Here is a 24,939-nt window from a genome sequence, read left to right on the forward strand (position 1 = left end):
TATTACCACGCCATCTCGCCCGAATTCACTTTCGCGCTCAATTCCAGCGAACTTTCCTCTGCCAGTCCCGGCCACGCCGCTTTCATCGTTTTAATGACCCAGGGCGAACCTTGCTTCGCCGCCAGCGCCTGTTCGAACGATTGCAGATAATCCTGCGTGAAGCGGATGGCCCGATCGCCTTCAGGGCACTCACCAAGGTAATGACCCGGAATAACCTGTGCAGGCTTTAGACTATCCATTTCAGTCAGAACATGACGCCATGATGCGCGTTGCGCTGGTGTCTGGGTGTCAGCGGTCCAGACGTGAATGCCTGACGCCACGCCCGTGCCGCCGAGAATGGTCCGGTTCGCTGGCACCCAAACATAGGCCGCGTAATCACTGGGATGACGCAGTTCCAGCGTTTCACCATCGATGCGAAAACGCGTTTCTGTGGTTGCCTGCGGGACGGTCAGCGCCGTTGGCGCCCCCTCTTTCATCTGGGGTCCCCAGTACTGCAACTTAGCCTCTTTGGTGGCGCGAATATGCTCAACAACCTGTGGCGTGGCCAGTACCTTCGCGTCAGGAAAGGCTTTCACAATCGGCTGCAGGCCGAAATAGAAATCCGGATCGCCGGAGGTAATCACGATGGCCTTCAGCGTCTTGCCACGGGATTTAATCATCTCCACCAGCTTTTCACCGTCTTCAGTGCTGAACTGCGCATCAAACAATATCGCTTCCGTCGGACCGGATACTAACGTTGAGGAGACAGGGAAAATGGCGTTCTCCTGCGGGTTATAGACGTCAAGTTGCAGCGGCGCGGCAAACAGGGGGGAGGCGACAGCAGGCAACAGCAGGGCCAGCAGTTTACTTTTCATGAGGAATAGCCTTATGCAGATGAAATGGTCTTGTGTGTGGTCTGTATTTTAAGGGAATTGAGATCTGTTAGAATTCCCGTATCAGAACATGCTGAGTTTCATAAAACGATCGGATGGGTGGCGATGGACAGAGTGATGGCGGCGACGGTATTCAATCATATCTGCGATTTAGGCAGTCTGAGTGCGGCGGCGCGGGCACTGGGTCTCTCCCGGCCGATGGTGAGCCGCTATCTTGATGAGATGGAGAAATGGGCCGGGGCGCGGCTGATTCATCGCACCTCGCGCAGGCTGACAATTACCCTCGCCGGGGAGGAGGCGCTGGTGAAGACGCGAACGCTGGCGCAGCTCTCACAAGCGATTGGCGCGGCGTCGGCGGCAGACATTCCCAGCGGAACGCTACGCGTCGCCTGCGCGCACTTTACGGCAATGCATATTCTCGCCCCGATGCTGCCGGGATTTTTAGCGCGTTATCCCGAACTGCGCATTGAAGTTGAGATAAACAATCAGCCAGTCAGTCTGGTCGGTGAACGTATTGATGTCGCCATTCGCATTACCGATAACCCGGAGCCTGGCGCGATTGCCCGCCGGCTTGGCGATTGCGAATCGGTTCTCTGCGCATCAGAGGCGTATTTGCGTCAGCACGGCACCCCACAGACGCTGGAGGATCTCACTCAGCATAACTGTCTGTATTACAGTGGGTTTGCAGGAAAATCGTGGCACTTTCTCAACGAGCAGGGCGAGGCGGTCTCGGTGGCGATCAAGGGGAATTTGAGTGCCGGGATCTCGTCTTTACTTTGTGAATCTGCGCTGGCAGGCATGGGGATAGCGCTGGTGCCGGAAAAGGAAGCGCGTGACGGACTGGCTCAGGGACGACTGGTTCGCCTGCTACCAACCTTGCAACCCCGACGCCTTGCCGTGTACGGCCTGTATCTTTCCCGTGAACATCAGCCCGCCGGGCTTCGGTTGTTTCTGGAGGCGATCCAGACCGCCATGCCGTAAAATCCATGAATTGATCTGACGTATAAAACAGCAGATAGCAATTTGTGTTAAAAATGACCTTTGCCGATATGAGACTATTCTTATCGCCCCTTCAAGAGCTAAGCCATCATGAGTGCCGGAGATAAGCGCCGGATGGGGCCGGAACCCTTAGGGCTGTTACTGACAACCTTAAGGGTTTTGTTTTTCTGTGCTTTCACGCTTCTCACGTCATTCCTATCCCTGAAATAGTCATTTTCTATACATCTTTACTGTTTTGACCAGTCCGGTCGATGACAGACGCTAAAGTCATTATTAATCAGTAAATTGAACAAATTCATCCATTCCTTTTAACCCACGTGGCAGGGTCTATGCTTAATAAAAGCGGTCAAAACAGGTGAAACACCGTAATGCCCCTGCTGTTGAGGGGTTGAAGTGAGAATCGTTATCACTAACATGGTGTTATAGCCTGATGGCTCACTATGCGAGGTAACCCTATGGAATTGCATTCAGGAACATTTAATCCGGACGATTTTGCCTGGCGCGGATTGACGCTAACCCCGGCGGCAGCGGCCCATATTCGCGAACTGGTCGCAAAGCAGCCGGGCATGCTGGGCGTGCGCCTGGGCGTTAAACAGACGGGATGCGCGGGTTTTGGCTATGTGCTGGATACCGTCAGCGATCCGGAAAAAGACGATCTGCTGTTTGAGGTTGAAGGCGCGAAGCTCTATGTCCCGTTACAGGCGATGCCGTTTATCGACGGCACGGAAGTGGATTACGTCCGTGAAGGATTAAACCAGTTATTCAAATTTCATAACCCGAAAGCCCAGAACGAATGCGGCTGTGGCGAAAGCTTTGGGGTATAGGCGGTACTATGTCTCGTAATACTGAAGCAACTGACGATGTCAAAACCTGGACCGGCGGCCCCCTGAATTATAAAGAGGGTTTCTTTACCCAACTGCAAACAGACGAGCTGGCGAAAGGGATCAACGAAGAGGTGGTGCGCGCCATTTCGGCCAAACGTAATGAACCGGAATGGATGCTGGAGTTTCGCCTGAATGCGTACAGAGCGTGGGTCGACATGCCGGAGCCGCACTGGCTGAAGGCGCACTACGAGAAACTGAATTATCAGGATTACAGCTACTATTCCGCGCCGTCGTGCGGGAATTGCGATGAGACCTGCGCCTCTGAGCCGGGGGCGGTCCAGCAAACCGGGGCAAACGCCTTTCTCAGCAAAGAAGTTGAGGCTGCGTTTGAACAACTTGGCGTACCGGTACGCGAAGGCCGTGAAGTCGCGGTGGATGCCATTTTTGACTCCGTCTCTGTTGCCACCACTTATCGTGAAAAACTGGCGGAGCAGGGGATCATTTTCTGCTCCTTTGGTGAGGCGATACACGATCATCCCGAACTGGTGAAACAGTATCTTGGCACCGTCGTGCCCGGCAACGATAACTTCTTCGCCGCGTTGAATGCCGCAGTCGCCTCTGATGGCACCTTTATCTATGTGCCGAAAGGCGTGCGCTGTCCGATGGAGCTTTCAACCTATTTTCGCATTAACGCCGAAAAGACCGGGCAGTTTGAACGCACGATCCTGGTGGCGGATGAAGGCAGCTATGTAAGCTATATCGAAGGCTGTTCCGCACCAGTGCGCGACAGCTATCAGCTGCACGCGGCGGTCGTGGAAGTCATTATCCACAAAGACGCCGAGGTGAAATACTCCACCGTCCAGAACTGGTTCCCTGGCGATAACAACACCGGCGGCATTCTGAACTTCGTCACCAAACGCGCGTTGTGTGAGGGCGAGAACAGCAAAATGTCCTGGACCCAGTCGGAAACGGGGTCAGCCATCACCTGGAAATACCCCAGCTGTATTCTGCGCGGCGACAACTCGATCGGCGAATTTTATTCGGTGGCGTTAACCAGCGGTCATCAGCAGGCGGACACCGGTACCAAGATGATCCACATCGGCAAGAACACCCGCTCGACCATTATTTCGAAGGGGATTTCCGCCGGACACAGCCAGAACAGCTACCGCGGACTGGTCAAAATTATGCCGACCGCCACCAATGCCCGTAACTTTACCCAGTGCGACTCGATGCTGATTGGCGCCGACTGCGGAGCGCATACCTTCCCGTATGTTGAATGCCGCAACAACAGCGCGCAGCTGGAGCACGAAGCGACCACCTCACGGATTGGTGAAGATCAGCTGTTCTATTGTCTGCAGCGCGGTATCAGCGAAGAAGATGCGATCTCAATGATCGTCAACGGGTTCTGTAAAGACGTGTTCTCCGAGTTGCCGCTGGAGTTTGCCGTCGAAGCACAAAAACTTTTAGCCATTAGCCTTGAACACAGCGTCGGTTAAGGAAGAAACATGTTAACGATTAAAGATTTACAGGTCAGTGTGGAAGAAAAAGCCATCCTGCGTGGGTTAAACCTTGAGGTTCGTCCGGGGGAAGTGCATGCCATTATGGGACCGAACGGCTCCGGGAAAAGTACGCTTTCTGCGACGCTGGCAGGGCGTGAAGATTACGAGGTCACCGGCGGGTCGGTGATGTTTAAAGGCAAAGACCTGCTCGACCTGGCGCCGGAAGAAAGAGCAGGCGAAGGTATCTTTATGGCCTTCCAGTATCCGGTGGAAATCCCCGGCGTCAGCAATCAGTTTTTCCTGCAAACAGCGCTCAATGCGGTGCGTACGTATCGCGGCCAGGAATCGCTTGATCGCTTCGATTTTCAGGATTTGATGGAAGAGAAAATCGCGCTGCTGAAGATGCCGGAAGATCTGCTAACCCGCTCGGTAAACGTCGGTTTTTCCGGCGGCGAGAAGAAGCGGAATGACATTCTGCAAATGGCGGTGCTTGAGCCGGAACTGTGCATTCTCGATGAATCGGACTCCGGGCTGGATATTGATGCCCTGAAAGTGGTTGCCGATGGGGTCAACTCACTGCGTGACGGTAAGCGCTCGTTCATTATTGTCACCCACTATCAGCGCATCCTTGACTATATCAAGCCGGATTTTGTCCACGTCCTGTATCAGGGACGGATTGTGAAGTCTGGCGATTTCACGCTGGTCAAACAACTGGAGGAGCAGGGATATGGCTGGCTTACCGAACAGCAGTAATGCGCTGCAACAATGGCATCACCTGTTTGAAGCACAGGGTGAGACGCGTTCTGAACAGGCACAACAGCATCTCCAGCAGGTTCTGCGTCTGGGGCTGCCAACGCGCAAACATGAGAACTGGAAATACACACCGCTGGAAGGACTCAGCAACAGCTTGTTCGTCAGTCGTTATGCCGATGTTTCCCCGGCGCAGCGCGATGCGTTAGCGCTTAACGTGGAGGCATTGCGACTGGTGTTTGTCGACGGGCAGTTCAACCCGACGCTCAGCGACAGTTGGGAGAACAGCGGTTTTGAGGTGGCGATCAACGACGAGCGCCAGACCCTGCCGGTCGCGGTACAACCGGAAGTGTTTTTGCATCTCACCGAAAGCCTGGCGCGTAGCGTGACCCATATTCGCGTTAAGCGTAACCAGCGCCCGGCAAAACCGCTGCTGTTGATGCACATCACCCAGGGCGTATCCGCAGAAGAGGTGAACACGGCGCACTATCGTCACCATCTTGAGCTGGCGGAAGGGGCGGAGGCGACGATTATCGAGCATTACGTCAGTCTGAATGATGCCCGACATTTCACCGGCGCGCGCCTGACCATGAACGTGGCGGCAAACGCGCACCTGCATCACATCAAGCTGGTATTTGAAAACCCGCTCAGCCATCACTTCGCCCATAACGACATCTTGCTGGCGGCAGACGCGTCGGCGCACAGCCACAGCTTTCTGCTCGGTGATGCGGTGTTGCGTCACAACACCAGCACACAACTGAACGGCGAGAATACGACCCTCAGGATCAACAGCCTGGCGATGCCGGTGAAAAATGAGGTCTGCGATACCCGCACATGGCTTGAGCACAACAAAGGCTATTGCAACAGTCGTCAGTTGCATAAAACCATCGTCAGCGATAAGGGGCGGGCGGTATTTAACGGGCTGATTAACGTTGCCCAACACGCGATCAAAACGGACGGGCAGATGACGAACAATAATCTGCTGCTCGGCAAGCTTGCAGAAGTGGATACCAAACCGCAGCTGGAAATTTACGCCGATGACGTGAAGTGTAGTCACGGGGCGACGGTAGGGCGTATTGACGATGAGCAGATGTTCTACCTGCGCTCGCGCGGGATTGCTCAACGGGATGCACAACAGATGATCCTTTATGCCTTTGCCGCAGAACTGACGGAAGCGCTGAGCGACGAGGCATTGAAACAACAGGTGCTGGCGCGGATCGGCCAACGTCTGCCGGGAGGCATAGCATGACATTTCCCATCGACACAGTACGTGCGGATTTTCCAGTCCTCACGCGCGAAGTGAATGGTCTGCCGCTGGCGTATCTCGACAGCGCCGCCAGCGCGCAAAAACCGGCGCAGGTGATTGACGCGGAAGCTGAGTTTTATCGTCACGGTTATGCGGCGGTGCACCGGGGGATCCACACCCTCAGCGCTCAGGCCACCGAAAAAATGGAGAATGTGCGCAAGCTGGCATCGCTGTTTATTAACGCACGCTCTGCGGAAGAGCTGGTGTTTGTGCGCGGTACAACGGAAGGCATTAACCTGGTCGCCAACAGTTGGGGGCCAGAGAACGTCCACGCGGGCGATAACATCATCATCAGTGAGATGGAGCATCATGCCAACATCGTGCCGTGGCAGATGCTGTGCGCGCGGGTGGGCGCTGAGCTGAGGGTGATCCCGCTGAACGCCGACGGCACATTGCAACAGGAGATCCTACCCACCCTGTTTGATGAGAAAACCCGGCTGCTGGCGATAACGCACGTCTCTAATGTGCTGGGTACGGAAAACCCTGTCGCCGAAATGATCGCGCTGGCGCATCAGCATGGCGCAAAGGTGCTGGTGGACGGTGCGCAGGCGGTGATGCACCACCCGGTAGACGTTCAGGCGCTGGACTGCGATTTTTACGTCTTCTCGGGTCACAAGCTGTATGGCCCGACCGGTATTGGTGTGCTCTATGTCAAAGAGGCGCTGTTGCAACAGATGCCGCCCTGGGAAGGGGGCGGGTCGATGATCGCCACCGTCAGCCTGACGCAGGGGACGACCTGGACGAAAGCGCCGTGGCGCTTCGAAGCGGGGACGCCGAATACCGGCGGGATTATCGGCTTTGGTGCCGCGCTGGAGTATGTTTCAGCGCTGGGACTGGAGGCGATTAACGAATACGAACAGAACCTGATGCACTATGCGCTGGAGCAACTGAAGGCGGTGCCGGATCTCACGCTGTACGGCCCCACTGACCGTCTGGGCGTGATTGCCTTTAATCTCGGCAAACATCACGCCTATGACGTCGGCAGTTTTCTCGACAATTACGGGATCGCCGTGCGGACCGGACACCATTGCGCGATGCCGCTGATGGCTTTTTATCAGGTGCCGGCGATGTGCCGGGCGTCGCTGGCAATGTATAACACCCATGAAGAAGTGGATCGCCTGGTGACAGGCTTGCAACGAATTCATCGCTTACTGGGGTAACAGGGAGGCACTATGGCTGCGCTGCCGGATAGAGAAAAATTGTTGCGTAATTTTCAGCGTTGCGCTAATTGGGAAGAGAAGTATCTGTACATCATTGAGCTGGGACAGCGATTGCCGGAAATATCCGCAGCGGACCGTTGTCCTGAAAATACGATTCAGGGATGTCAGAGTCAGGTCTGGATAGTGATGCGCCAGAATGCGCAAGGCGTTATTGAGCTGCAGGGCGACAGTGATGCTGCCATTGTGAAAGGGCTGATTGCGGTCGTCTTCATTCTGTATCACCAGATGACGGCTCAGGATATCGTGAATTTTGATGTGCGGCCGTGGTTTGAACAGATGGCGCTCGCGCAGCATCTCACACCGTCTCGGTCGCAGGGTCTGGAAGCGATGATTCGCGCGATCCGTACCAAAGCAGCAACGCTTAGCTAAACTCAATAGACAGCTTTCATCCTGTCAGGTAAGGCAGCCGGCTGTCTTACAGGATTATCAGCATTCTGGCCATGCCAGTGAATACAGGAGGTTGGGTATGAAACGCGCGTCTCTTATTACTCTAATGCTTATCGGCGCTTACAGCGCCATACAGGCTGCCTGGGCGGTGGATTACCCCTTACCGCCAGCAGGCAGTCGCCTTGTTGGACAGAATCAAACGTATACGGTGCAGGAAGGCGATAAAAACCTGCAGGCCATTGCCCGTCGTTTTGATACTGCCGCGATGCTTATTCTGGAGGCAAATAATACCATTGCGCCTGTGCCAAAGCCGGGCACCCTGGTAACGATCCCGTCACAGCTATTGCTGCCCGATGCGCCCCGAGAAGGCATCATCGTTAATCTGGCTGAACTGCGGCTGTACTACTATCCGCCGGGCGAAAATATCGTCCAGGTCTATCCGATCGGTATTGGTTTACAGGGACTGGAAACGCCGGTGATGGAAACCCGCGTTGGGCAGAAAATCCCGAATCCGACCTGGACGCCAACGGCAGGCATCCGTAAGCGCTCTCTGGAGCGAGGCATTACGTTGCCGCCGGTGGTCCCCGCCGGGCCGAATAACCCGCTGGGGCTCTTTGCACTTCGTCTGGCGCACGGTAATGGCGAGTATCTCATTCATGGCACCAGTCAACCAGACAGCGTGGGTCTGCGCGTCAGTTCCGGCTGTATCCGGATGAATGCCCCGGACATCAAAGCGCTGTTCTCCCAGGTTCGCACGGGAACGCCGGTGAGAGTGATTAATGAACCGGTGAAATATTCCGTGGAGCCGAGCGGACTGCGCTACGTTGAGGTCCACCGACCACTGTCGCCGGAAGAAGAACAAAACGTACAGACGATGCCGTATGTGCTGCCTGCCGGGTTCAGCCAGTTTAAGGCGACGAAAGAGGTGGATGACGCTCTGGTGGATAAAGCGTTGTATCGTCGCGCGGGTTATCCGGTGGCGGTCTCTGCCGGGCAAACGCCAACGGTTGAAGCTACACCTGCTGTTCAGTCAGCGCAAAATGGATCAGTACAGGAAGAGACGCAGACGCAGTAGTGAGAGTAGCGGGAAGGAAGAACGCGAGACAAAAAAATGGCGCACAATGTGCGCCATTTCTATTACACAGGTACTATTACTTACGGTATTTAGTAGCCTGGTTGTCCAGACGCTGGTTAGCGCGAGCTGCGTCGTCTTTAGCAGCCTGAACGTCGGAACGCATTGCGTTCACGTCGTTGCTCAGCTGGTCAACTTTAGCGTTCAGAGTCTGAACGTCAGAAGACAGCTGATCGATTTTAGCGTTGCTGGAGCAACCAGCCAGCAGAGTAGAACCCAGGATTACCGCGCCCAGTACCAGTTTAGTACGATTCATTATTAATACCCTCTAGATTGAGTTAATCTCCATGTAGCGTTACAAGTATTACACAAACTTTTTTATGTTGAGAATATTTTTTTGATGAGAAGACGCTTATTTTTGATCGTTCGCTCAAAGAAGCATCGAAATGCGCAAAAACGGCTAAAAAACCGTGTGAAAACAGGCTGCTTCCATCGGATTCGTCTTAGATAATCTGTAATTAGATAGCTCAATCCGATTTGCTTTTTTATTAATAGTGGCTATTGGAAAAATAAAAAAAGCGCCGCGAGGGCGCTTTTTAATCGAATTAATTCACTCGAGAATTATTACAGTACGTGAACAGATGCCGTGTTAGTCGTGCCGCTCGGTACCAGAGCACCAGAAACCATCACCACAACGTCACCTTTCTGAGCCAGACCGCTCTGCTGAGCAACTTCTTTACCCAGACGGTAAAAATCATCAGTAGACGCGATTTCTTTCACCAGATGCGCCACAACGCCTTTGCTCAGCACCAGCTGGCGGGCTGTGACTTCGTTGGTGGTCAGCGCCAGAATGGTGGCGTCCGGGAAGTATTTACGCACTGCGCGAGCGGATTTACCGCCCTGAGTGGCCACCACGATCAGCGGTGCTTCCAGTTTTTCCGCGGTTTCCACCGCGCCACGGCAGACGGCTTCAGTGATGCGCAATTTGCGGCTGTCATTGTTGAAGTCCAGACGGCTGGTCATCACACGGTCGGTACGCTCACAGATGGTCGCCATGATGGTGACCGCTTCCAGCGGGTATTTACCTTTTGCGGATTCGCCTGACAGCATCACCGCATCGGTGCCGTCGAGGATGGCGTTCGCCACGTCGCCCGCTTCAGCGCGAGTCGGACGCGGGTTTTTGATCATGGAATCCAGCATCTGGGTCGCAGTGATAACCACTTTACGCGCACGGATACATTTTTCGATCATCATCTTCTGCGCGAAGATCACTTCTTCAACCGGGATTTCAACGCCCAGGTCGCCACGGGCAACCATGATACCGTCAGACGCTTCGAGGATTTCGTCGAAGTTGTTCAGGCCTTCCTGGTTTTCAATTTTGGAGATGATCTGGATCTTCTCGCCGCCGTGCGCTTTCAGGTGCTCACGGATTTCAACCACGTCAGAACGCTTACGGATAAAAGAGGCCGCAACAAAGTCAACGCCTTGTTCGCAACCAAAGATCAGGTCCTGTTTGTCTTTTTCTGCCAGCGCCGGCAGGGCGATAGAAACGCCTGGCAGGTTAACGCCTTTGTTTTCGCCGAGGTCGCCGTTGTTCAGCACTTTACAGATGACTTTGTTGCCTTCGATCGCGGTGACTTCCATACCGATCAGACCATCGTCGACCAGTACGGTATTACCCACGGACAGATCGGAGGTGAAACCTTCGTAGGTCACGGCAACGATTTCGTTATTCCCCACCACGGATTTATCGGTGGTGAAGGTAAAGGTCTGACCCGCTTTCAGGGAAACGTCGTTACCGCCTTCCAGCTTGATGGTACGGATTTCCGGACCTTTCGTGTCGAGCAGGATGGCCGCTTTCTTGCCGGTTTTGCTCATCACGTTGCGCAGGTTCTGGATACGCTGACCGTGTTCTGCATAGTCACCGTGAGAGAAGTTCAGACGCATGACGTTCATGCCCGCGTCCAGCATTTTGGTTAACATCTCTTCAGATTCGGTTTTTGGACCGATGGTGCAAACAATTTTCGTCTTTTTCATGACAGTCTTAGTCTTTAAGTTGAGAAGGATATGGAAAGCCGGCTTCCGGAACGCACTGACTGGAAGCTAAACCTGTATTACGAAAGTTGTGATGCCTCGCACTAAGGATAGGTGACATCGATAGAGCGTGCAGAGGAATGTGTGCTCGTCGTTCAGCCCGACAAAAAGGGACGTTTTGTAGTCTCTGAGTATGACAGGTCAATGTGCTGAAACCATTCAAGTGACAATTGTCACGCATTATACGCTGAAACAGACACAAAAGGAAAATGGAAACGGTGTTTCAGAATACATCCAGGCAGTTACACAACAAATTGTTATTAAACAAGTCGTGTCTGCCAATTGCGCAAACGCAAAAACCAGGCTGTGTTGCGCAACCCAACTTATTCCTTCAAGTTATAACAAATGACTTTTAAATCATTTCAAATCTAAATTACCCTGATTACACTCGTTTGGACATCCATACTGCTAAATAGCTGAAAGCACTGGCAGGATAACAATAAGCAGCCGCGGATACCCAAACGACATGATTGTCCTGAAAAATATTTCGAAAGTGTTCACGCCAGGCCGGCTATCCATTACTGCGGTTGATAATGTCAATTTGACCGTGGAGCAGGGACAGATTTACGGAATTATTGGCTACAGCGGTGCCGGGAAAAGCACCCTGATTCGTCTGCTCAACGGGCTGGAAAAACCAACCACGGGCAGCGTGACCATCAACGGTCATGATATTACTGCCGCTCGCGGCGAATCGCTGCGCCAGGCGCGCCTGAAAATCAGCATGGTCTTCCAGCATTTTAATCTGCTGTGGTCGCGCACCGTGCGCGACAACATCGCCTTTTCAATGCAAATCGCCGGTGCGCCAAAAGCAAAAATTCAGGCTCGCGTGGCGGAACTGATTGAACTGGTAGGGTTGACGGGGCGCGAAAATGCCTTTCCGTCACAGCTGAGCGGCGGGCAAAAGCAGCGCGTGGGGATTGCACGCGCGCTGGCCAACAGCCCGGATGTATTGCTGTGCGATGAAGCCACGTCGGCGCTGGACCCGCAAACAACCGATCAAATTCTTGATCTGCTACTTGATATCAACCGCCGCTTCCAACTGACGATTGTGTTGATCACCCATGAAATGCACGTGGTGCGCAAAATCTGCGATCGTGTGGCAGTGATGGAGAACGGTCAGGTGGTGGAAGAAGGCGACGTCTTGAGCGTCTTCACGCATCCGCAACAGCCGATTACTCGTCAGTTTGTCCGCCAGGTGGGACAGTATGCTGATGAAGAAGCCTTTAACCCGCAACTGGCGAGCGAACTGGGCGGCACGGTAATTAAATTAACCTTTACCGGGCACAACACGCATCAGCCGATCGTTGGCGAACTGACCCTGCGCTACGGTCTGCCATTCAATATCCTGCACGGCAAAATGACCCAGACGGCGCATGGCGTGTTCGGCCAGCTGTGGCTGCACGTGGTGGCGTCGGAAGAGCAACTCAATAACATTCTGGACGACCTGCAAAAAAGCGGCATTGACGGTGAGGTGATTCAACATGGCTGAGAATCTGTTTCCCCATCTGAAATGGGATCAATTGTTTGCCGCTACTCAGGAGACGCTGTACATGACCGCGCTCTCCGGGATTGCGACCTTTGTTCTCGGTATCGTCCTCGGACTGGCGCTGTTTCTTACCGCACGCGGCGGGCTGTTCCAGAACCGTGCGCTGTACAGCGGCATTTCGCTGGTGGTGAATATTTTCCGCTCGATCCCGTTCATTATTTTGATCGTCTTACTGATCCCGTTTACCAAAGCGATTGTCGGCACCATTCTTGGCGCGAATGCCGCCTTACCGGCGCTGATTGTCGGTGCCGCGCCATTCTACGCGCGCCTGGTTGAGATCGCCCTGCGCGAAGTGGATAAGGGCGTCATTGAAGCCACACGTTCAATGGGCGCTCGTCTTGGCACCTTAATTTTTCGGGTTTTGTTACCTGAATCGTCACCCGCTCTGGTGTCCGGTATCACCGTGACGCTGATTGCGCTGGTCAGTTACAGCGCGATGGCTGGGGTGATCGGGGCAGGTGGTTTAGGGAATCTGGCTTATCTGGAAGGATTCCAGCGCAACCACAACGACGTCACGCTGGTGGCGACAGTGACCATTCTGGTTATCGTCTTCATTATCCAGTTCTGCGGCGATGTGATCACTTCTCTGTTAGATAAACGCTAATAAAATACGGAAACCATTATCATGAAAAAATCACTGACACTTCTCGCCGCAGCCACCTTAAGTGCCCTGAGCTTCGCCTCCTGGGCGGACACGCTGACCGTGGGCGCGTCTAACGTACCGCATGCCGAAATCCTCGAACAGGCCAAACCGATTCTGGCGAAACAGGGGATCGATCTGGAGATTAAACCGTTCCAGGACTACATCCTGCCGAACACCGCGCTGGCGGGCCGTGAGATTGATGCCAACTACTTCCAGCATATTCCCTATCTGAACAGCGTGCTGAAAGACCATGCCGGGGATAAGACCTACGATTTCGTCAGTGCGGGCGCGATCCACATTGAGCCTATCGGCATCTATTCGAAAAAGGTTAAATCACTGAAGGATCTGCCGGAAGGCGGCAAAATCATCATGCGTGATGCGGTGTCGGAAGAGGGGCGTATTCTGTCTATCTTCGAGAAAGAAGGCGTAATCAAACTGAAGCCGGGCGTGGACAAAGTGACCGCACGCATCAGCGACATCGTGGATAACCCGAAGAAGCTGAAGTTCCTGCCTAACGTGGAAGCCGCGCTGTTGCCGCAAATGTACAACAACGATGAAGGTGATGCGGTGGTGATTAACGCCAACTACGCTATCGACGCTGGTCTGGATCCGGTACACGACCCGATCGCGGTGGAAAGCGGTGAGAACAACCCGTATGCCAACATCATTACTGTGCATCGTGGCGACGAGAAGAAAAAGGATATCGTCGCACTGGTTGACGTCCTGCACTCAAAAGAGATTCAGGAGTGGATCCGCGCCAAATACAAAGGCGCGGTCATTCCGGTGAATAACTGATCCGTTTTTGCCGGGAGACGGCTTCGCCTTACCCGGCCTACGTTGTCCTGTAGGCCGGGTAAAACGCGCGAGCATTGCCATCCGTGCAAGTGTCAGACCCGCTCAATTCTTGCTGGCAGCCCCTGACGGACCGCGGCGCCGGACACCCAGTCCAGCCAGGTGTTACTGATTTTTCGCGTCGGATCGGCAAATCCCAGGTCATTCAGGTTAATCCCCGATTTCACTTTCGCATCAAACGGCAGCGGTTCACCGTCCAGCGTGTGTTGCGCGCCGCCCATCTCCCGATGCCCATAGCCGTGCTCGATCGCGATGACTCCAGGCATTACGCCGTGCAGCAAACTAATTTGCGCCTCAACCTGTCCACCCGGCGTGGTGATCCGCACCGTGTCGCCATGGGAAAGCCCGAAACGCTGACCGTCCTGCGGGTTCAACGCCACCAGATTGACCGGCTTAACGTGGTGCAAACGTGGGATTACCGCAGACGCACTGGCCATGGTATTGGACTTAAACGAGATAAGTTTGAGCGGCCACTGTGCCAGCGGGAACAGGTCGTCCACCGAACGTCCGTCAGAGAGTCTTGCCGGATACCACGCCGGACAGCCGCTGTAGCGCTCGCCAGTGATAGCATGACGATGAGCGGCAACCTCGGCGTTCCAGATTTGCAGCGGTTTTTCCCACGCGTTGCCGACCCGGTTTTCGGCCCGTCCGCTCTTGTCCGGTGCGAAACGCCCGCCGCGTGAGTAGATAAACGCCACCCGACGCACTTCTTCTGCCTTTAGCGTCTGCTCAATGACGGGCATAATGCGGCGGACGCCTGTGAGTTCAATATCTTCCGTTACCGCTTCGGCGACCGGGGCCTTCCCCATAAACGCGATATTGGCGGCAACGCGCAAATAGTAGTCTTCGGCACGGTTGAGCGGATAATGGTTCCCTGCGCTGTCGGATATCGCATTGTCGCCAAACCCCGGCAGATGCAGTTGCTTTGCCACCGCGATGCAGAATGCCTCCATCGAAACCGGCTGACCGTCGGCGGTTGTGGCGGTGGCAGCGGTAACAATCGGCCAGCGAGCGGTGGTAGCTTTACTGGCGACGCCAGCCCACGGCGCGCTGAATCCCCAGCTTTCGAAATTATGCGTGTCCGGTACGATGTAATCCGCAAGGGCCGTTGTTTCGTTCATATACGCGTCGATGGCAATAAACAGCGGCAACCGTGCCGGATCTTTCAGCTTTTCTTCAGCCACCGCGCGCAAACCGGGTATGCCATACAAGGGATTGATCATGTTGGAGATCCACGCTTTCAGCGGGTACGGATACCCCTCCAGCGCGGAACTCAGCAACTCAGTCAGTTGACCGGCGACAAACGGATACCACGGTGCTTTAGCCGGGAAGGGGGAACGCCCGGCGGCGACCTTGTCACGGTACTCTTCAGAAGATTCATACGCCGTTTTGCTTCGCGCGATGCTCAGCCCTTTAGGCTTCACCTTTCCTTGAAAACTCGCCATGTTGTAGCGTGGGCCGTCCGTTGCGCCGTTGAATTTTCCGCCGCCGACAAAGACGCCGCCTTCCAGACTGAGGTTGCCGATCAGCGCGTTCAGCATCATCACCGCCCACGCATTATAGAAACCATTTCCTGCCATCATGCCGCCGTGGGTGACGACCGCCGCTTTACGTCCGTGACGGGTAAAGGCATCCGCCAGCGCGATGATGTTGTCCTCAGCCACACCGCACTGTTGGCTGTACTGCGTGAGCGTCATTTTTTCCGCCGATTCTTTCAGACACTGGAAGCTGCTCTTCACCGTCACGCTACGTCCGTCGGCGAGCGTGACCTGGCGCGTGGCAAACAGCGTGGCGTGCAGACAATCACTGGCGGGGACCAGCTCGTTGTGTTCATTAACAACCAGTGGATCATTGGCCGCGGAAGGGTCCAGATGGCGACGCGTTAAGTGCTGTCCCGCCAGTCCGGGAAGATCGTCGGCGATCACCAGATGCGTGGCGTTGGTCCAGCTCTTCTCGTCAGCGTGTTGCATGGCCTTTGCGCCGGGCAGCGCCAGATAATCGGCGTTGTAGCGTTGGTTTTCGATAATCCAGCGGATCATTGCCATCGCCAGCGCAGAGTCGCTGCCGGGGATCACGGGTAACCAGTGACCGTGATCGTCAGCTAACACGGTGGTTAACGGCAGCGCCGGGGCGACGACCACATAGCTGAAATCACCGCGCAGGCGTGCGCTGGAAAGCTGTCTGGCCTGGCGTTTAAACGGGTTGCCCGACTGTGCGGGAGAGGTGCCCATAAACAGCGCGAACTCGACGTTATCCCAATCGGGCTTTACGTGGGTGTTTTTATCGAGATCGCCCATCAGCGCGCCGGAACCTGCGCGATAGGCCAGTCCACAATAGGAGCCATGCGCGCCAAAGTTCTTGCTACCGAAACTGTTGAGAGCAAAGCGGCGTAGAAATGTATCTCGCCCATCGTCGCTGGTATTGGTGACCAGAAGCTGGTTGGATTTAGGACCAAACCCCGGATGTTGCGGATCAATGGGGGTCGACGGGGCATAAATGGCGCGCAGGCCGTCAACGTGACCCTCGCCAAACAGGTCGCCGCCTTCCACCACTTCATTGATCAATTGTTCAAAGCTGATGCGCTGCCATTTACCTTCGCCGCGTTTACCGACGCGTTTCATCGGCTCAAGAATACGCAACGGGCTGTACAGACCTTCCAGTTGCGTCGCGCCCCTGGCGCAGGCCGTCGAGCGAGCATCAAGACCGTTCTCGCCTGCCAGTTGCGCCATCGCCGTGCTGAATGGCACTGACGCGTCAATATGATGCTCATGAGAAAGCGGATGATACGGGTTGCCGGCAATACGTAGCACCCGGTTGGTTTGTTGATCAACGCGTACCCTGACGCCGCACTGTGTCCAGCAACCAAAACATTGGGTCATGGCGATGGTTTGCTGCGTATTCTGCTGCCAGCGCGGGTGCGCGTTGGCTTCCGGGATCAGCGCGTTACCGGTGATGTGGTCGCGGGTGATTTTACCCGAGGTGCCGTTGATCAAGCCTTCAATGGCGCGCTTCGCGACGTCACGATAGCTGAGGGCGAACGTCGCCATACCGCCGACGGCCAGGCCGACTTTGAGCCACTGACGACGGGTTAAATTAGCCATGTTGCAGTCTCCTTGCGAGTCCGTTCACGCTTTCGCGAATAATAATAAGCAGCGCTATCCACAGGCCGAAGGTGCCGAGGATGGCAAGCCAACCGTCGGTTCCGGCGGGCAGGGCGTATGGGTTGAACTGGGCGTTGAATTTCGGCAGCGTCTGCCCCTGAATCAGCAGCGTCCAGCGCATGAGCCAGCATAGCGCCATCGCGCTCAACGCCAGCAGGCTACGCAGAGGCAATGACAGCGGACGACGCAGGGCGATAACGCTAAACAGCAATGAGATCAGCCAGAATGCCAGCCAGCCTGAGGCGTAATGGCGTGCCGATGCGGAGATTGCCAGCCACTGGCGGATGGCCATACCGGAAAGCGTATCGCCGCAGATCCAGAAAATAATGACGGCTGCAAGGGCGAGCAGTGTCAGCAGTTGTCCGAGCGCGAGGCGCTTTTGCGTTGGAAAATCATCGCGCAGCCCGACGATTAACAACGCTAAAAAGGTTTGTAGCGCACTCAGGAACATCACCAGCACAAAGGCATAACTGAACCAGACGGGGCGAGCCTGCACCACAGAGACTTCCCGCCCGGTATAGAGCAACAATCCTATCGCGGTCAGCGCGCTGGCACACGCAAACCATTTTGTGACAGCGTAACTTTTGCCAGTGAGTTGCCTGTAAACCTGCGCCAGAAACCAGAGTCCGAGGAACGCGGTAAACAGCGGCAAAAACAGGGCGCCCCACGGCATCCATGACCACGGCGTAGGGTACGCATAGAAATGCCAGACACGGGCTGTCTGGTGGAGATCGGCGGTTAGCGCCAGCGGTGCGGTGATTGCGCAGGTTAGCGTAATCAGCAGCGTCAGGTTTTCCAGCGCGGGATTATCCTTTTTCCGCCAGTGCAGGACGGCACCAGACAGCGCCCCGCAGGCGGCAATACCGATGAAAAAGAAATACTGTACTGCCCAGGGAAGCCAACTCACCGCCTGTGGACGGGTCAGCACCTCTTCAATGATTATGGGTGACATTATCAGACCTCCTGCCAGAGTGCGGGTTGTGCGCGGCCCATCAACGGGGTGACAAACGCCTCATCCAGTCCCAGATAGAAGACATGGGGCACGGTGTTGTTTTCCGGTTTCAACACCTTGATGGTGTCATGATGGGCGCGGATTAATTGCGAAATACGGCTTTGCGGATCGCGGATATCGCCGATGATGCGCGCGCCGCCAACACAGGACTCCACGCAGGCGGGGAGAAGTCCGGCCTCTAAACGATGGACGCAAAACGTGCATTTATCGGCGGTCTGCGTTTCATGATTGATAAAACGGGCGTCATAAGGACACGCCTGCACACAGTAGGCACAACCGACGCAGCGGGTGTTATCGACCACGACGATACCGTCTTCGCGTTGAAAGGTGGCCTGCACCGGACAAACCGGTACGCAGGGCGGATTGTCGCAGTGGTTGCACAGACGCGGTAACAGCACATTGGTCACCTCATCCGCCACCTGGACCTGATACTGATTCACATGGGTACGGAACTCGCCCTGCGGCGTCTGGTTTTCAATCGCACAACTGACGGTGCAGGCCTGACAGCCGATGCAGCGGCGCAGATCGACAAGCATCGCGTAACGCTGCTGTGTGGAACCACCGTGGCGTTCAGGTGAAAAAGAAAATTTCGCCTGCGCCAGTGGAACCAGCGACGCGCCTGCGGTCAGGACGCCCAGTTGCTGGAGAAACTGCCGTTTACTGCTGTCCATTTTTTCTCCCGTCTCAAGGCAACAACGAAACATTTGTCACGCCGTTGGGTTGCGTGTGATGAATAAAGAATGTCGATGATTTACAGTGTAAAAATCGTGGCGGGGGCAGCTCTATTGTGGTTAACCACATACCCGGCGGGTTGTTGATCTAAAACAACATAATCAACGGGGATAAGGGTGTGAGAGGTAAAAAGGTGATGAGGCTGACGCTGCTGGCGTCGGCCTTAATGTTCAGCGGCGCTTCGCTGGCGGGCGCATGGAATATCGGGATTCTGGCGATGCGGGGTGAGGTCTCCACCCGTAACCACTGGCAGGCGCTGGAAACGCAGCTTAATCAGCAGATTCCCGGAGAACGGTTCCACATTCTGCCGCTGGATCTGCATCAGATGCAGGCGGCGGTCAACAACGCAAGCGTACAATTTGTGGTGACCAACCCGGCACAGTTTGTGCAACTGAACAGCCATTCACCGCTGCGCTGGTTGGCGTCTCTGCGTTCTGCGCGCGGCACGGGGAACGTCATTGGTAGTGCGATCCTTGCCCGGCGCGACAGCGGTATCACCAGCGTGCACGATCTGATCGGTAAAACAGTGGGGGCCATTGATCCTCAGGCGTTCGGCGGCTACCTGCTGGGATACAAAGCGTTGAGCGACGCCGGCCTGCGCCCGGAGCGCGACCTCAACCTGCGTTTTACTGGTTTTCCAGCCGATGCGCTTCTTTATTTACTCCGTGAAAACGCGGTGCAGGCGGTGATTGTTCCGGTCTGCCTGCTGGAAAAAATGGACGAAGAGGGACTGGTTGATAAAACCGATTTTGTCGCGGTGCTCAACCGTCCCGGAAATATTGCCTGTTTGGCCAGTACGCCGCTCTATCCTGACTGGTCGTTTGCCGCGTTGCCTGCGGTCAGTGATGCGCTGGCCGATCGCGTCACCCGCGCGCTGCTGGCTGCACCTGACACCTCCGCGTTCCATTGGGGAGCGCCGGCGTCGACCAGCCAGGTGGAGGCGTTACTGCGCGACGTACAGCAGCATCCACAGCAGCGACGCTTATGGCTGGATGTGAAAAGCTGGCTGATACAACATCAGTGGCTGATGGGCGGGACTGCGCTGATCCTGCTTTTGCTGACCCTGAACTACATCTGGGTGATGCTGCTGGTTCGTCGCCGTGGTAAACAACTTGAACGCAACAGCGTCCAGTTGCGCCAGCAGGAGCAGGCGCTGGAAACGGCCAGGCAGATGAGCGTTCTCGGCGAAATGACCTCCGGATTCGCGCACGAACTGAATCAACCGCTGTCGGCTATTCGCCATTACGCGCAGGGCAGCCTGATTCGCCTGCAGTCTCAGGATCCGGCGCACGCGTTACTGCCTGCGCTCGAGCATATCGATCGGCAGGCGGAGCGCGGTGCCGAAACGCTGCGTAATTTGCGGCGCTGGGTGAGTCAGGCTCAGGGAAGCCCGATCCGCACGGAAGAGTGGGAGAACATCAGCATTCGCGAGGCGGTTCAACATGTCTGGCAACTGTTACGCATGGCACAGCAGTTTCCGATGTTAATTTTACACAGCAATATCGATCGCGCGTTGACGATGTTGCTGCCGCCGGTTTTGCTGGAGCAGGTGCTGGCTAATCTGATCCTCAACGCGGCGCAGGCGGGTGCCACCGCGTTGTGGATTGACGCCTCAGTGTCGACACAGGGCGTGCACATGACGTTGCAGGATAATGGCGGCGGTATCAACGATGCCTTATTGCAGCAAGCCTTTCAGCCCTTCAAAACCAGTCGGAAAGAGGGGATGGGACTGGGGCTGGTGATTTGTCAGCGGCTGGTACGTTACGGTCAGGGAGAGATTAACCTGCGAAATCAGACCGCGCCTGACGGGCTGCCTGGCGTGGCGGTTGTACTGGATTTTACTCAACGGGAGGACAGGAGCGGCAATGACGATAATTCATTTACTGGATGATGATGTGGCGGTCACCGATGCCTGCGCCTTTCTTCTGGAGAGCCTGGGCTATCCGGTCACGTGCTGGGAAGAAGGGGCTGTTTTTCTTGCGCAGGCCGATTTGTATCAGACCGGCGTACTGCTGCTGGATATGCGGATGCCGGTCATGGATGGTAAGCATGTCCATGCGGTGTTGCGCCAGCGCGAAAGTACGCTGGCAGTGGTGTTTCTGACCGGACATGGCGACGTGCCGATGGCCGTCGAGCAGATGAAGCAGGGGGCGGTAGACTTTTTGCAAAAACCGGTCAGCGCCAGACCGCTGCAAACGGCGCTGGAGCGTGCGCTGGTGGTATCGGAACAGGCCGTAGCCCGACAACAGATCATCACCTGTTATCGCGCACTTACGGCAAAAGAACGTGAGTTAGCAGGTTTCGTCGTTAATGGACTGATGAACCGCGAGATTGCGCAGGTGATGAACATCGCGGTACGCACGGTAGAAGTACATCGCGCCAGGGTGATGGAAAAAATGCAGGCGGCAAATCTGGCGGCACTGGTCAACAAATGGCAACAATTGAAAGAAACGCATATCGTTGAATAGTACCGTGAGTTATTTATTTGATTTTCTTTGTTTTTTGTCATCGCCTGCAGTCTGATATATGCTGTTTAACTGGACCAGCAATGAGAGACAATAATGGGAAACCTGACAAAAGACGATGAACTGTACCGTGAGATGTGCAGAGTGGTTGGCAAAGTGGTGCTGGAAATGCGCGATCTGGGACAGGAACCCAAACATATCGTGATTGCCGGGGTACTGAGAACCGCACTGGCGAACCAGCGTATTCAGCGTAGCGACCTCGAAAAACAGGCAATGGAAACGGTAATCAAAGCGCTGGCCAGCTAACCGCATTAGGGGATGAACGCATCCCTTATTTCCTGAAACGCGAATTATTCAGGGGCAATATTACCGTTATTGGCTAATTCGCTATATTTTTTAATATATCACGACCGCTTTTTAATTTATAGTTGGGAACAATTTCACATTTATTTGTAATCTGGTGGAACAGTGTTTCACTGTCTTTATGATAATAAATATCACTACGCATTTAATATTTCCCTTCCCATTTTTAATTGATAATGATCAAAGTCATACCTACCAATAACTCCCATTATTTATTTCGCCTAACCCTAAAGGATTGGTTTATTTGCGTTAAGTTGCGTTATTTATGCAATCCGGTTATGGCAGAACTTCAGCTGTGGGAGGCAACATCAGAGGCTCTGTTTCAGCATAATTAGCATCAGCCTGGGACGTGTTGTCGGCACTGCGTTTGCGAAGAGGATGCAAAATAAATGAACCAGGTTGATCGTCCATTATTAGATACTGGCTTAACGCGGCTGGAATTCCTGCGTATATCAGGAAAAGGCCTGGCAGGGTTAACCATCGCGCCCGCGTTACTGTCACTTTTTGGCTGTAAGCAAGAAGATATCGATAGCGGCACCGTGGGGTTGATCTCCACGCCGAAAGGGGTGCTGGTAACCCAACGCGCCCGCTGTACCGGTTGCCATCGGTGTGAAATTTCTTGTACCAATTACAATGATGGTGCCGTCGGCACCTTCTTTTCCCGCATTAAAATTCACCGTCATTATTTCTTTGGCGACAAGGGACCAGGCTCCGGCGGCGGCCTGTATGGCGATCTGAACTACACCCCGGACACCTGTCGTCAGTGCAAAGATCCGCAGTGCATGAAGGTGTGCCCCATTGGGGCGATTACCTGGAGCCAGGAAGACGGTTGCATTGCCGTTGACCACCGACGTTGTATCGGTTGCAGCGCCTGTACTACCGCGTGTCCCTGGATGATGGCCACCGTCAATACCGAAACGAAGAAATCATCAAAATGTGTGTTATGCGGTGAGTGCGCCAGTGCCTGCCCGACCGGGGCATTAAAAATCATCGAGTGGAAAGATATTACTGTTTGAATCTTGCAAAGGAAAACATTATGGCTAACGGTTGGACAGGTAATATTTTACGGGTCAATCTTACAACAGGCGATATTACCCTTGAAGATTCCAGTAAATTTAAAAAATTTGTCGGCGGTATGGGGTTCGGCTACAAAATTATGTACGACGAAGTTCCCGCTGGCACTAAACCCTTTGATGAAGGCAATAAATTAGTTTTTGCGACGGGACCGCTTACCGGATCCGGCGCTCCATGCAGTTCTCGCGTTAATATCACGTCGCTCTCTACATTCACAAAAGGCAATCTGGTTGTCGATGCACATATGGGCGGTTTTTTTGCGGCACAAATGAAATTTGCCGGCTATGACGCCATCATCATTGAAGGCAAGGCGGCATCCCCCGTCTGGCTCAATATTAAAGACGACAAGGTCACGATTGAAAAAGCCGATTTTCTGTGGGGGAAAGGCACCCGTGCAACCACGGAAGAAATTTGCCGGATGACGTCACCAGAAACCTGCGTGGCGGCGATTGGTCAGGCGGGTGAAAACCTCGTGCCGCTCTCCTGTATGCTCAATAGCCGCAACCACAGCGGTGGCGCAGGGACCGGCGCGGTGATGGGGTCGAAAAATCTGAAAGCCATCGCCGTGGAAGGGACCAAAGGCGTCAACATTGCCGATCGCAAAGAGATGAAGCGGTTGAATGATTACATGATGACGGAGCTGATTGGCGCGAATAATAACCATGTTGTGCCCAGCACACCGCAGGCATGGGCGGAATATTCCTCGCCCGCGTCACGCTGGACTGCACGCAAAGGGTTGTTCTGGGGCGCGGCGGAAGGTGGGCCGATCGAGACCGGCGAGATCCCGCCGGGTAATCAGAACACCGTCGGCTTCAGGACCTACAAATCGGTCTTCGATTTAGGTCCGGCAGCGGAAAAGTACACGGTGAAAATGAGCGGCTGCCATTCTTGTCCGATTCGCTGCATGACGCAGATGAACATTCCTCGCGTGAAGGACTTTGGCGTGCCGAGCACCGGCGGGAATACCTGCGTGGCGAACTTCGTCCATACCACCATTTTCCCGAACGGTCCGCAGGACTTTGAAGACAAAGGCGATGGCCGGGTCATCGGCAACCTGGTGGGTCTGAATCTGTTTGATGACTACGGTATCTGGTGTAACTACGGCCAGTTGCACCGCGACTTTACGTATTGCTACAGCAAAGGGGTGTTTAAACGCGTCCTGCCGGCGGAAGAATATGCCCAGATCCGCTGGGATCAACTGGAAGCGGGCGATCCGAATTTCATCAAGGATTTCTATTATCGTCTGGCGCATCGCGTGGGTGAACTTAGCCATCTGGCGGATGGGTCGTATGCCATTGCCGAGCGCTGGCAACTGGGTGATGAATACTGGGCGTATGAAAAAAATAAACTGTGGTCACCGTTTGGTTTTCCGGTTCACCACGCCAACGAAGCCTCGGCGCAGGTGGGGGCCATCACCAACTGCATGTTCAACCGCGATTGTATGACCCACACCCACATCAATTTCATCGGCTCGGGTTTGCCTTTAACACTCCAGCGGGAAGTCGCCGCGGAACTGTTTGGTTCACCAGACGCCTACGATGAAACGAAAAATTACACGCCCATCAACGCGGCAAAAATTAAATATGCCAAATGGACGTTGCTGAAAGTGTGCCTGCATAACGCCGTCACGCTGTGTAACTGGGTCTGGCCGATGACCGTGTCGCCGCTGAAAAGTCGCAACTATCGCGGGGATCTCGATCTGGAAGCCAAATTCTTTCAGGCCGTAACCGGTGATGAAACCACTCAGGCCAGTCTCGATTTAGCCGCAGAACGTATCTTCACTCTACATCGCGCCTACACGGTGAAACTGATGCAGACCAACGATATGCGCAATGCGCACGATCTGATCTGCTCGTGGGTGTTTGATAAGGATCCGAAGATTCCGGTCTTTAGCGAAGGCACCGACAAGATGGACCGCGACGATATGCGTGAATCCCTGACGCTGTTTTATAAAGAGATGGGCTGGCACCCTGAATTGGGCTGCCCGACGCGTGAGACGTTGAATCGACTCGGCCTGGAAGATGTCGCCGATGACCTGGCCGCGCAGAATCTGTTGCCGGCGTAAGGA

Annotated in this window: 23 protein-coding genes; 16 read left to right on the plus strand and 7 right to left on the minus strand. The window is 54.7% G+C overall.

Going from position 1 to position 24,939, the window contains the following annotated elements; genetic code table 11:
• Positions 1 to 2 precede the first annotated feature (2 nt).
• Positions 3 to 854, minus strand: a complete 852-nt coding sequence (locus tag KI228_RS10005; protein WP_061070184.1) for a Vmh family MBL fold metallo-hydrolase — start codon at positions 852 to 854, stop codon at positions 3 to 5.
• A gap of 123 nt (positions 855 to 977) precedes the next feature.
• On the opposite strand from KI228_RS10005, the gene KI228_RS10010 reads away from it, so the two are divergent.
• The 8 genes from KI228_RS10010 to ldtE all read left to right on the plus strand — a co-directional run bounded on the left by KI228_RS10010 (position 978) and on the right by ldtE (position 8,932).
• Positions 978 to 1,853, plus strand: a complete 876-nt coding sequence (locus tag KI228_RS10010; protein ID WP_141227692.1) for a LysR family transcriptional regulator — start codon at positions 978 to 980, stop codon at positions 1,851 to 1,853.
• A 473-nt stretch (positions 1,854 to 2,326) separates the two neighbouring features.
• On the plus strand, positions 2,327 to 2,695 hold the full coding sequence (sufA, locus tag KI228_RS10015; protein ID WP_043000846.1) for a Fe-S cluster assembly scaffold SufA: 369 nt from the start codon (positions 2,327 to 2,329) through the stop codon (positions 2,693 to 2,695).
• 8 nt (positions 2,696 to 2,703) lie between these two features.
• Positions 2,704 to 4,191: a Fe-S cluster assembly protein SufB gene (gene sufB / locus KI228_RS10020; protein ID WP_044254746.1), complete on the plus strand. Its 1,488-nt coding sequence runs from the start codon at positions 2,704 to 2,706 to the stop codon at positions 4,189 to 4,191.
• Positions 4,192 to 4,200: 9 nt separating this feature from the next.
• The gene (gene sufC, locus KI228_RS10025) at positions 4,201 to 4,947 is read left to right on the plus strand and encodes a Fe-S cluster assembly ATPase SufC (protein WP_043000844.1); all 747 of its coding nucleotides are present in this window, start codon (positions 4,201 to 4,203) and stop codon (positions 4,945 to 4,947) included.
• A complete protein-coding gene (sufD, locus tag KI228_RS10030; RefSeq protein WP_061070182.1) occupies positions 4,922 to 6,193 on the plus strand; it encodes a Fe-S cluster assembly protein SufD in 1,272 nt (423 codons plus the stop codon). The genes sufC and sufD overlap by 26 nt, the downstream gene beginning before the upstream one ends.
• Entirely contained in the window at positions 6,190 to 7,410 is a 1,221-nt protein-coding gene (gene sufS, locus KI228_RS10035) for a cysteine desulfurase SufS (protein ID WP_044254740.1), read from the plus strand. Before sufD ends, sufS begins: the two co-directional genes overlap by 4 nt.
• A gap of 12 nt (positions 7,411 to 7,422) precedes the next feature.
• A complete protein-coding gene (gene sufE, locus KI228_RS10040) occupies positions 7,423 to 7,839 on the plus strand; it encodes a cysteine desulfuration protein SufE (RefSeq protein WP_043000841.1) in 417 nt (138 codons plus the stop codon).
• A 97-nt stretch (positions 7,840 to 7,936) separates the two neighbouring features.
• Entirely contained in the window at positions 7,937 to 8,932 is a 996-nt protein-coding gene (gene ldtE / locus KI228_RS10045) for a L,D-transpeptidase LdtE (protein WP_043000840.1), read from the plus strand.
• A 76-nt stretch (positions 8,933 to 9,008) separates the two neighbouring features.
• Here the strand turns inward: ldtE and lpp are convergent, their stop codons facing one another.
• The 3 genes from lpp to ynhH all read right to left on the minus strand — a co-directional run bounded on the left by lpp (position 9,009) and on the right by ynhH (position 11,204).
• Positions 9,009 to 9,245, minus strand: a complete 237-nt coding sequence (gene lpp, locus KI228_RS10050; RefSeq protein ID WP_001082307.1) for a murein lipoprotein Lpp — start codon at positions 9,243 to 9,245, stop codon at positions 9,009 to 9,011.
• 308 nt (positions 9,246 to 9,553) lie between these two features.
• Entirely contained in the window at positions 9,554 to 10,966 is a 1,413-nt protein-coding gene (pykF, locus tag KI228_RS10055) for a pyruvate kinase PykF (protein WP_043000839.1), read from the minus strand.
• A 7-nt stretch (positions 10,967 to 10,973) separates the two neighbouring features.
• Positions 10,974 to 11,204: a protein YnhH gene (ynhH, locus tag KI228_RS24585; protein ID WP_418219699.1), complete on the minus strand. Its 231-nt coding sequence runs from the start codon at positions 11,202 to 11,204 to the stop codon at positions 10,974 to 10,976.
• A gap of 285 nt (positions 11,205 to 11,489) precedes the next feature.
• Between ynhH and KI228_RS10060 the strand changes: the two genes are divergently transcribed.
• From KI228_RS10060 to KI228_RS10070, 3 genes are read left to right on the plus strand one after another with little or no spacing between them, the layout of a single operon-like run.
• Positions 11,490 to 12,512 (plus strand): methionine ABC transporter ATP-binding protein, encoded by a 1,023-nt coding sequence (locus KI228_RS10060; RefSeq protein ID WP_061070181.1) that lies wholly within the window; start codon positions 11,490 to 11,492, stop codon positions 12,510 to 12,512.
• Complete coding sequence (locus KI228_RS10065; protein WP_044327385.1) at positions 12,505 to 13,173, plus strand: methionine ABC transporter permease; 669 nt, start codon at positions 12,505 to 12,507, stop codon at positions 13,171 to 13,173. Before KI228_RS10060 ends, KI228_RS10065 begins: the two co-directional genes overlap by 8 nt.
• Positions 13,174 to 13,194: 21 nt before the next feature.
• Positions 13,195 to 14,007, plus strand: coding sequence for a MetQ/NlpA family ABC transporter substrate-binding protein (locus KI228_RS10070; RefSeq protein WP_061070180.1), 813 nt, complete (start codon positions 13,195 to 13,197; stop codon positions 14,005 to 14,007).
• Positions 14,008 to 14,099: 92 nt separating this feature from the next.
• Here KI228_RS10070 and ttrA read toward each other — a convergent pair whose 3' ends face one another.
• From ttrA to ttrB, 3 genes are read right to left on the minus strand one after another with little or no spacing between them, the layout of a single operon-like run.
• Positions 14,100 to 17,165: a tetrathionate reductase subunit TtrA gene (gene ttrA, locus KI228_RS10075; protein ID WP_212807570.1), complete on the minus strand. Its 3,066-nt coding sequence runs from the start codon at positions 17,163 to 17,165 to the stop codon at positions 14,100 to 14,102.
• Entirely contained in the window at positions 17,158 to 18,177 is a 1,020-nt protein-coding gene (gene ttrC, locus KI228_RS10080) for a tetrathionate reductase subunit TtrC (RefSeq protein WP_061070178.1), read from the minus strand. The genes ttrA and ttrC overlap by 8 nt, the downstream gene beginning before the upstream one ends.
• A 2-nt stretch (positions 18,178 to 18,179) precedes the next feature.
• Complete coding sequence (ttrB, locus tag KI228_RS10085) at positions 18,180 to 18,908, minus strand: tetrathionate reductase subunit TtrB (RefSeq protein WP_061070177.1); 729 nt, start codon at positions 18,906 to 18,908, stop codon at positions 18,180 to 18,182.
• Between the two features lie 179 nt (positions 18,909 to 19,087).
• Between ttrB and ttrS the strand changes: the two genes are divergently transcribed.
• The 5 genes from ttrS (at position 19,088) to KI228_RS10110 (ending at position 24,936) form a co-directional block, all read left to right on the plus strand.
• Positions 19,088 to 20,860: a tetrathionate respiration histidine kinase TtrS gene (gene ttrS / locus KI228_RS10090; RefSeq protein WP_104010315.1), complete on the plus strand. Its 1,773-nt coding sequence runs from the start codon at positions 19,088 to 19,090 to the stop codon at positions 20,858 to 20,860.
• Positions 20,835 to 21,437: a tetrathionate respiration response regulator TtrR gene (ttrR, locus tag KI228_RS10095; RefSeq protein ID WP_043000831.1), complete on the plus strand. Its 603-nt coding sequence runs from the start codon at positions 20,835 to 20,837 to the stop codon at positions 21,435 to 21,437. Before ttrS ends, ttrR begins: the two co-directional genes overlap by 26 nt.
• A gap of 93 nt (positions 21,438 to 21,530) precedes the next feature.
• A complete protein-coding gene (gene fumD / locus KI228_RS10100; protein ID WP_044254724.1) occupies positions 21,531 to 21,740 on the plus strand; it encodes a fumarate hydratase FumD in 210 nt (69 codons plus the stop codon).
• Positions 21,741 to 22,186: 446 nt separating this feature from the next.
• Positions 22,187 to 22,813: a ferredoxin-like protein gene (locus KI228_RS10105; protein ID WP_043000829.1), complete on the plus strand. Its 627-nt coding sequence runs from the start codon at positions 22,187 to 22,189 to the stop codon at positions 22,811 to 22,813.
• A 20-nt stretch (positions 22,814 to 22,833) separates the two neighbouring features.
• On the plus strand, positions 22,834 to 24,936 hold the full coding sequence (locus KI228_RS10110) for an aldehyde ferredoxin oxidoreductase (RefSeq protein ID WP_044265408.1): 2,103 nt from the start codon (positions 22,834 to 22,836) through the stop codon (positions 24,934 to 24,936).
• Positions 24,937 to 24,939: the final 3 nt, after the last annotated feature.

Origin of the sequence: Citrobacter amalonaticus (assembly GCF_018323885.1) — a bacterium.
GTDB lineage: Bacteria > Pseudomonadota > Gammaproteobacteria > Enterobacterales > Enterobacteriaceae > Citrobacter_A > Citrobacter_A amalonaticus.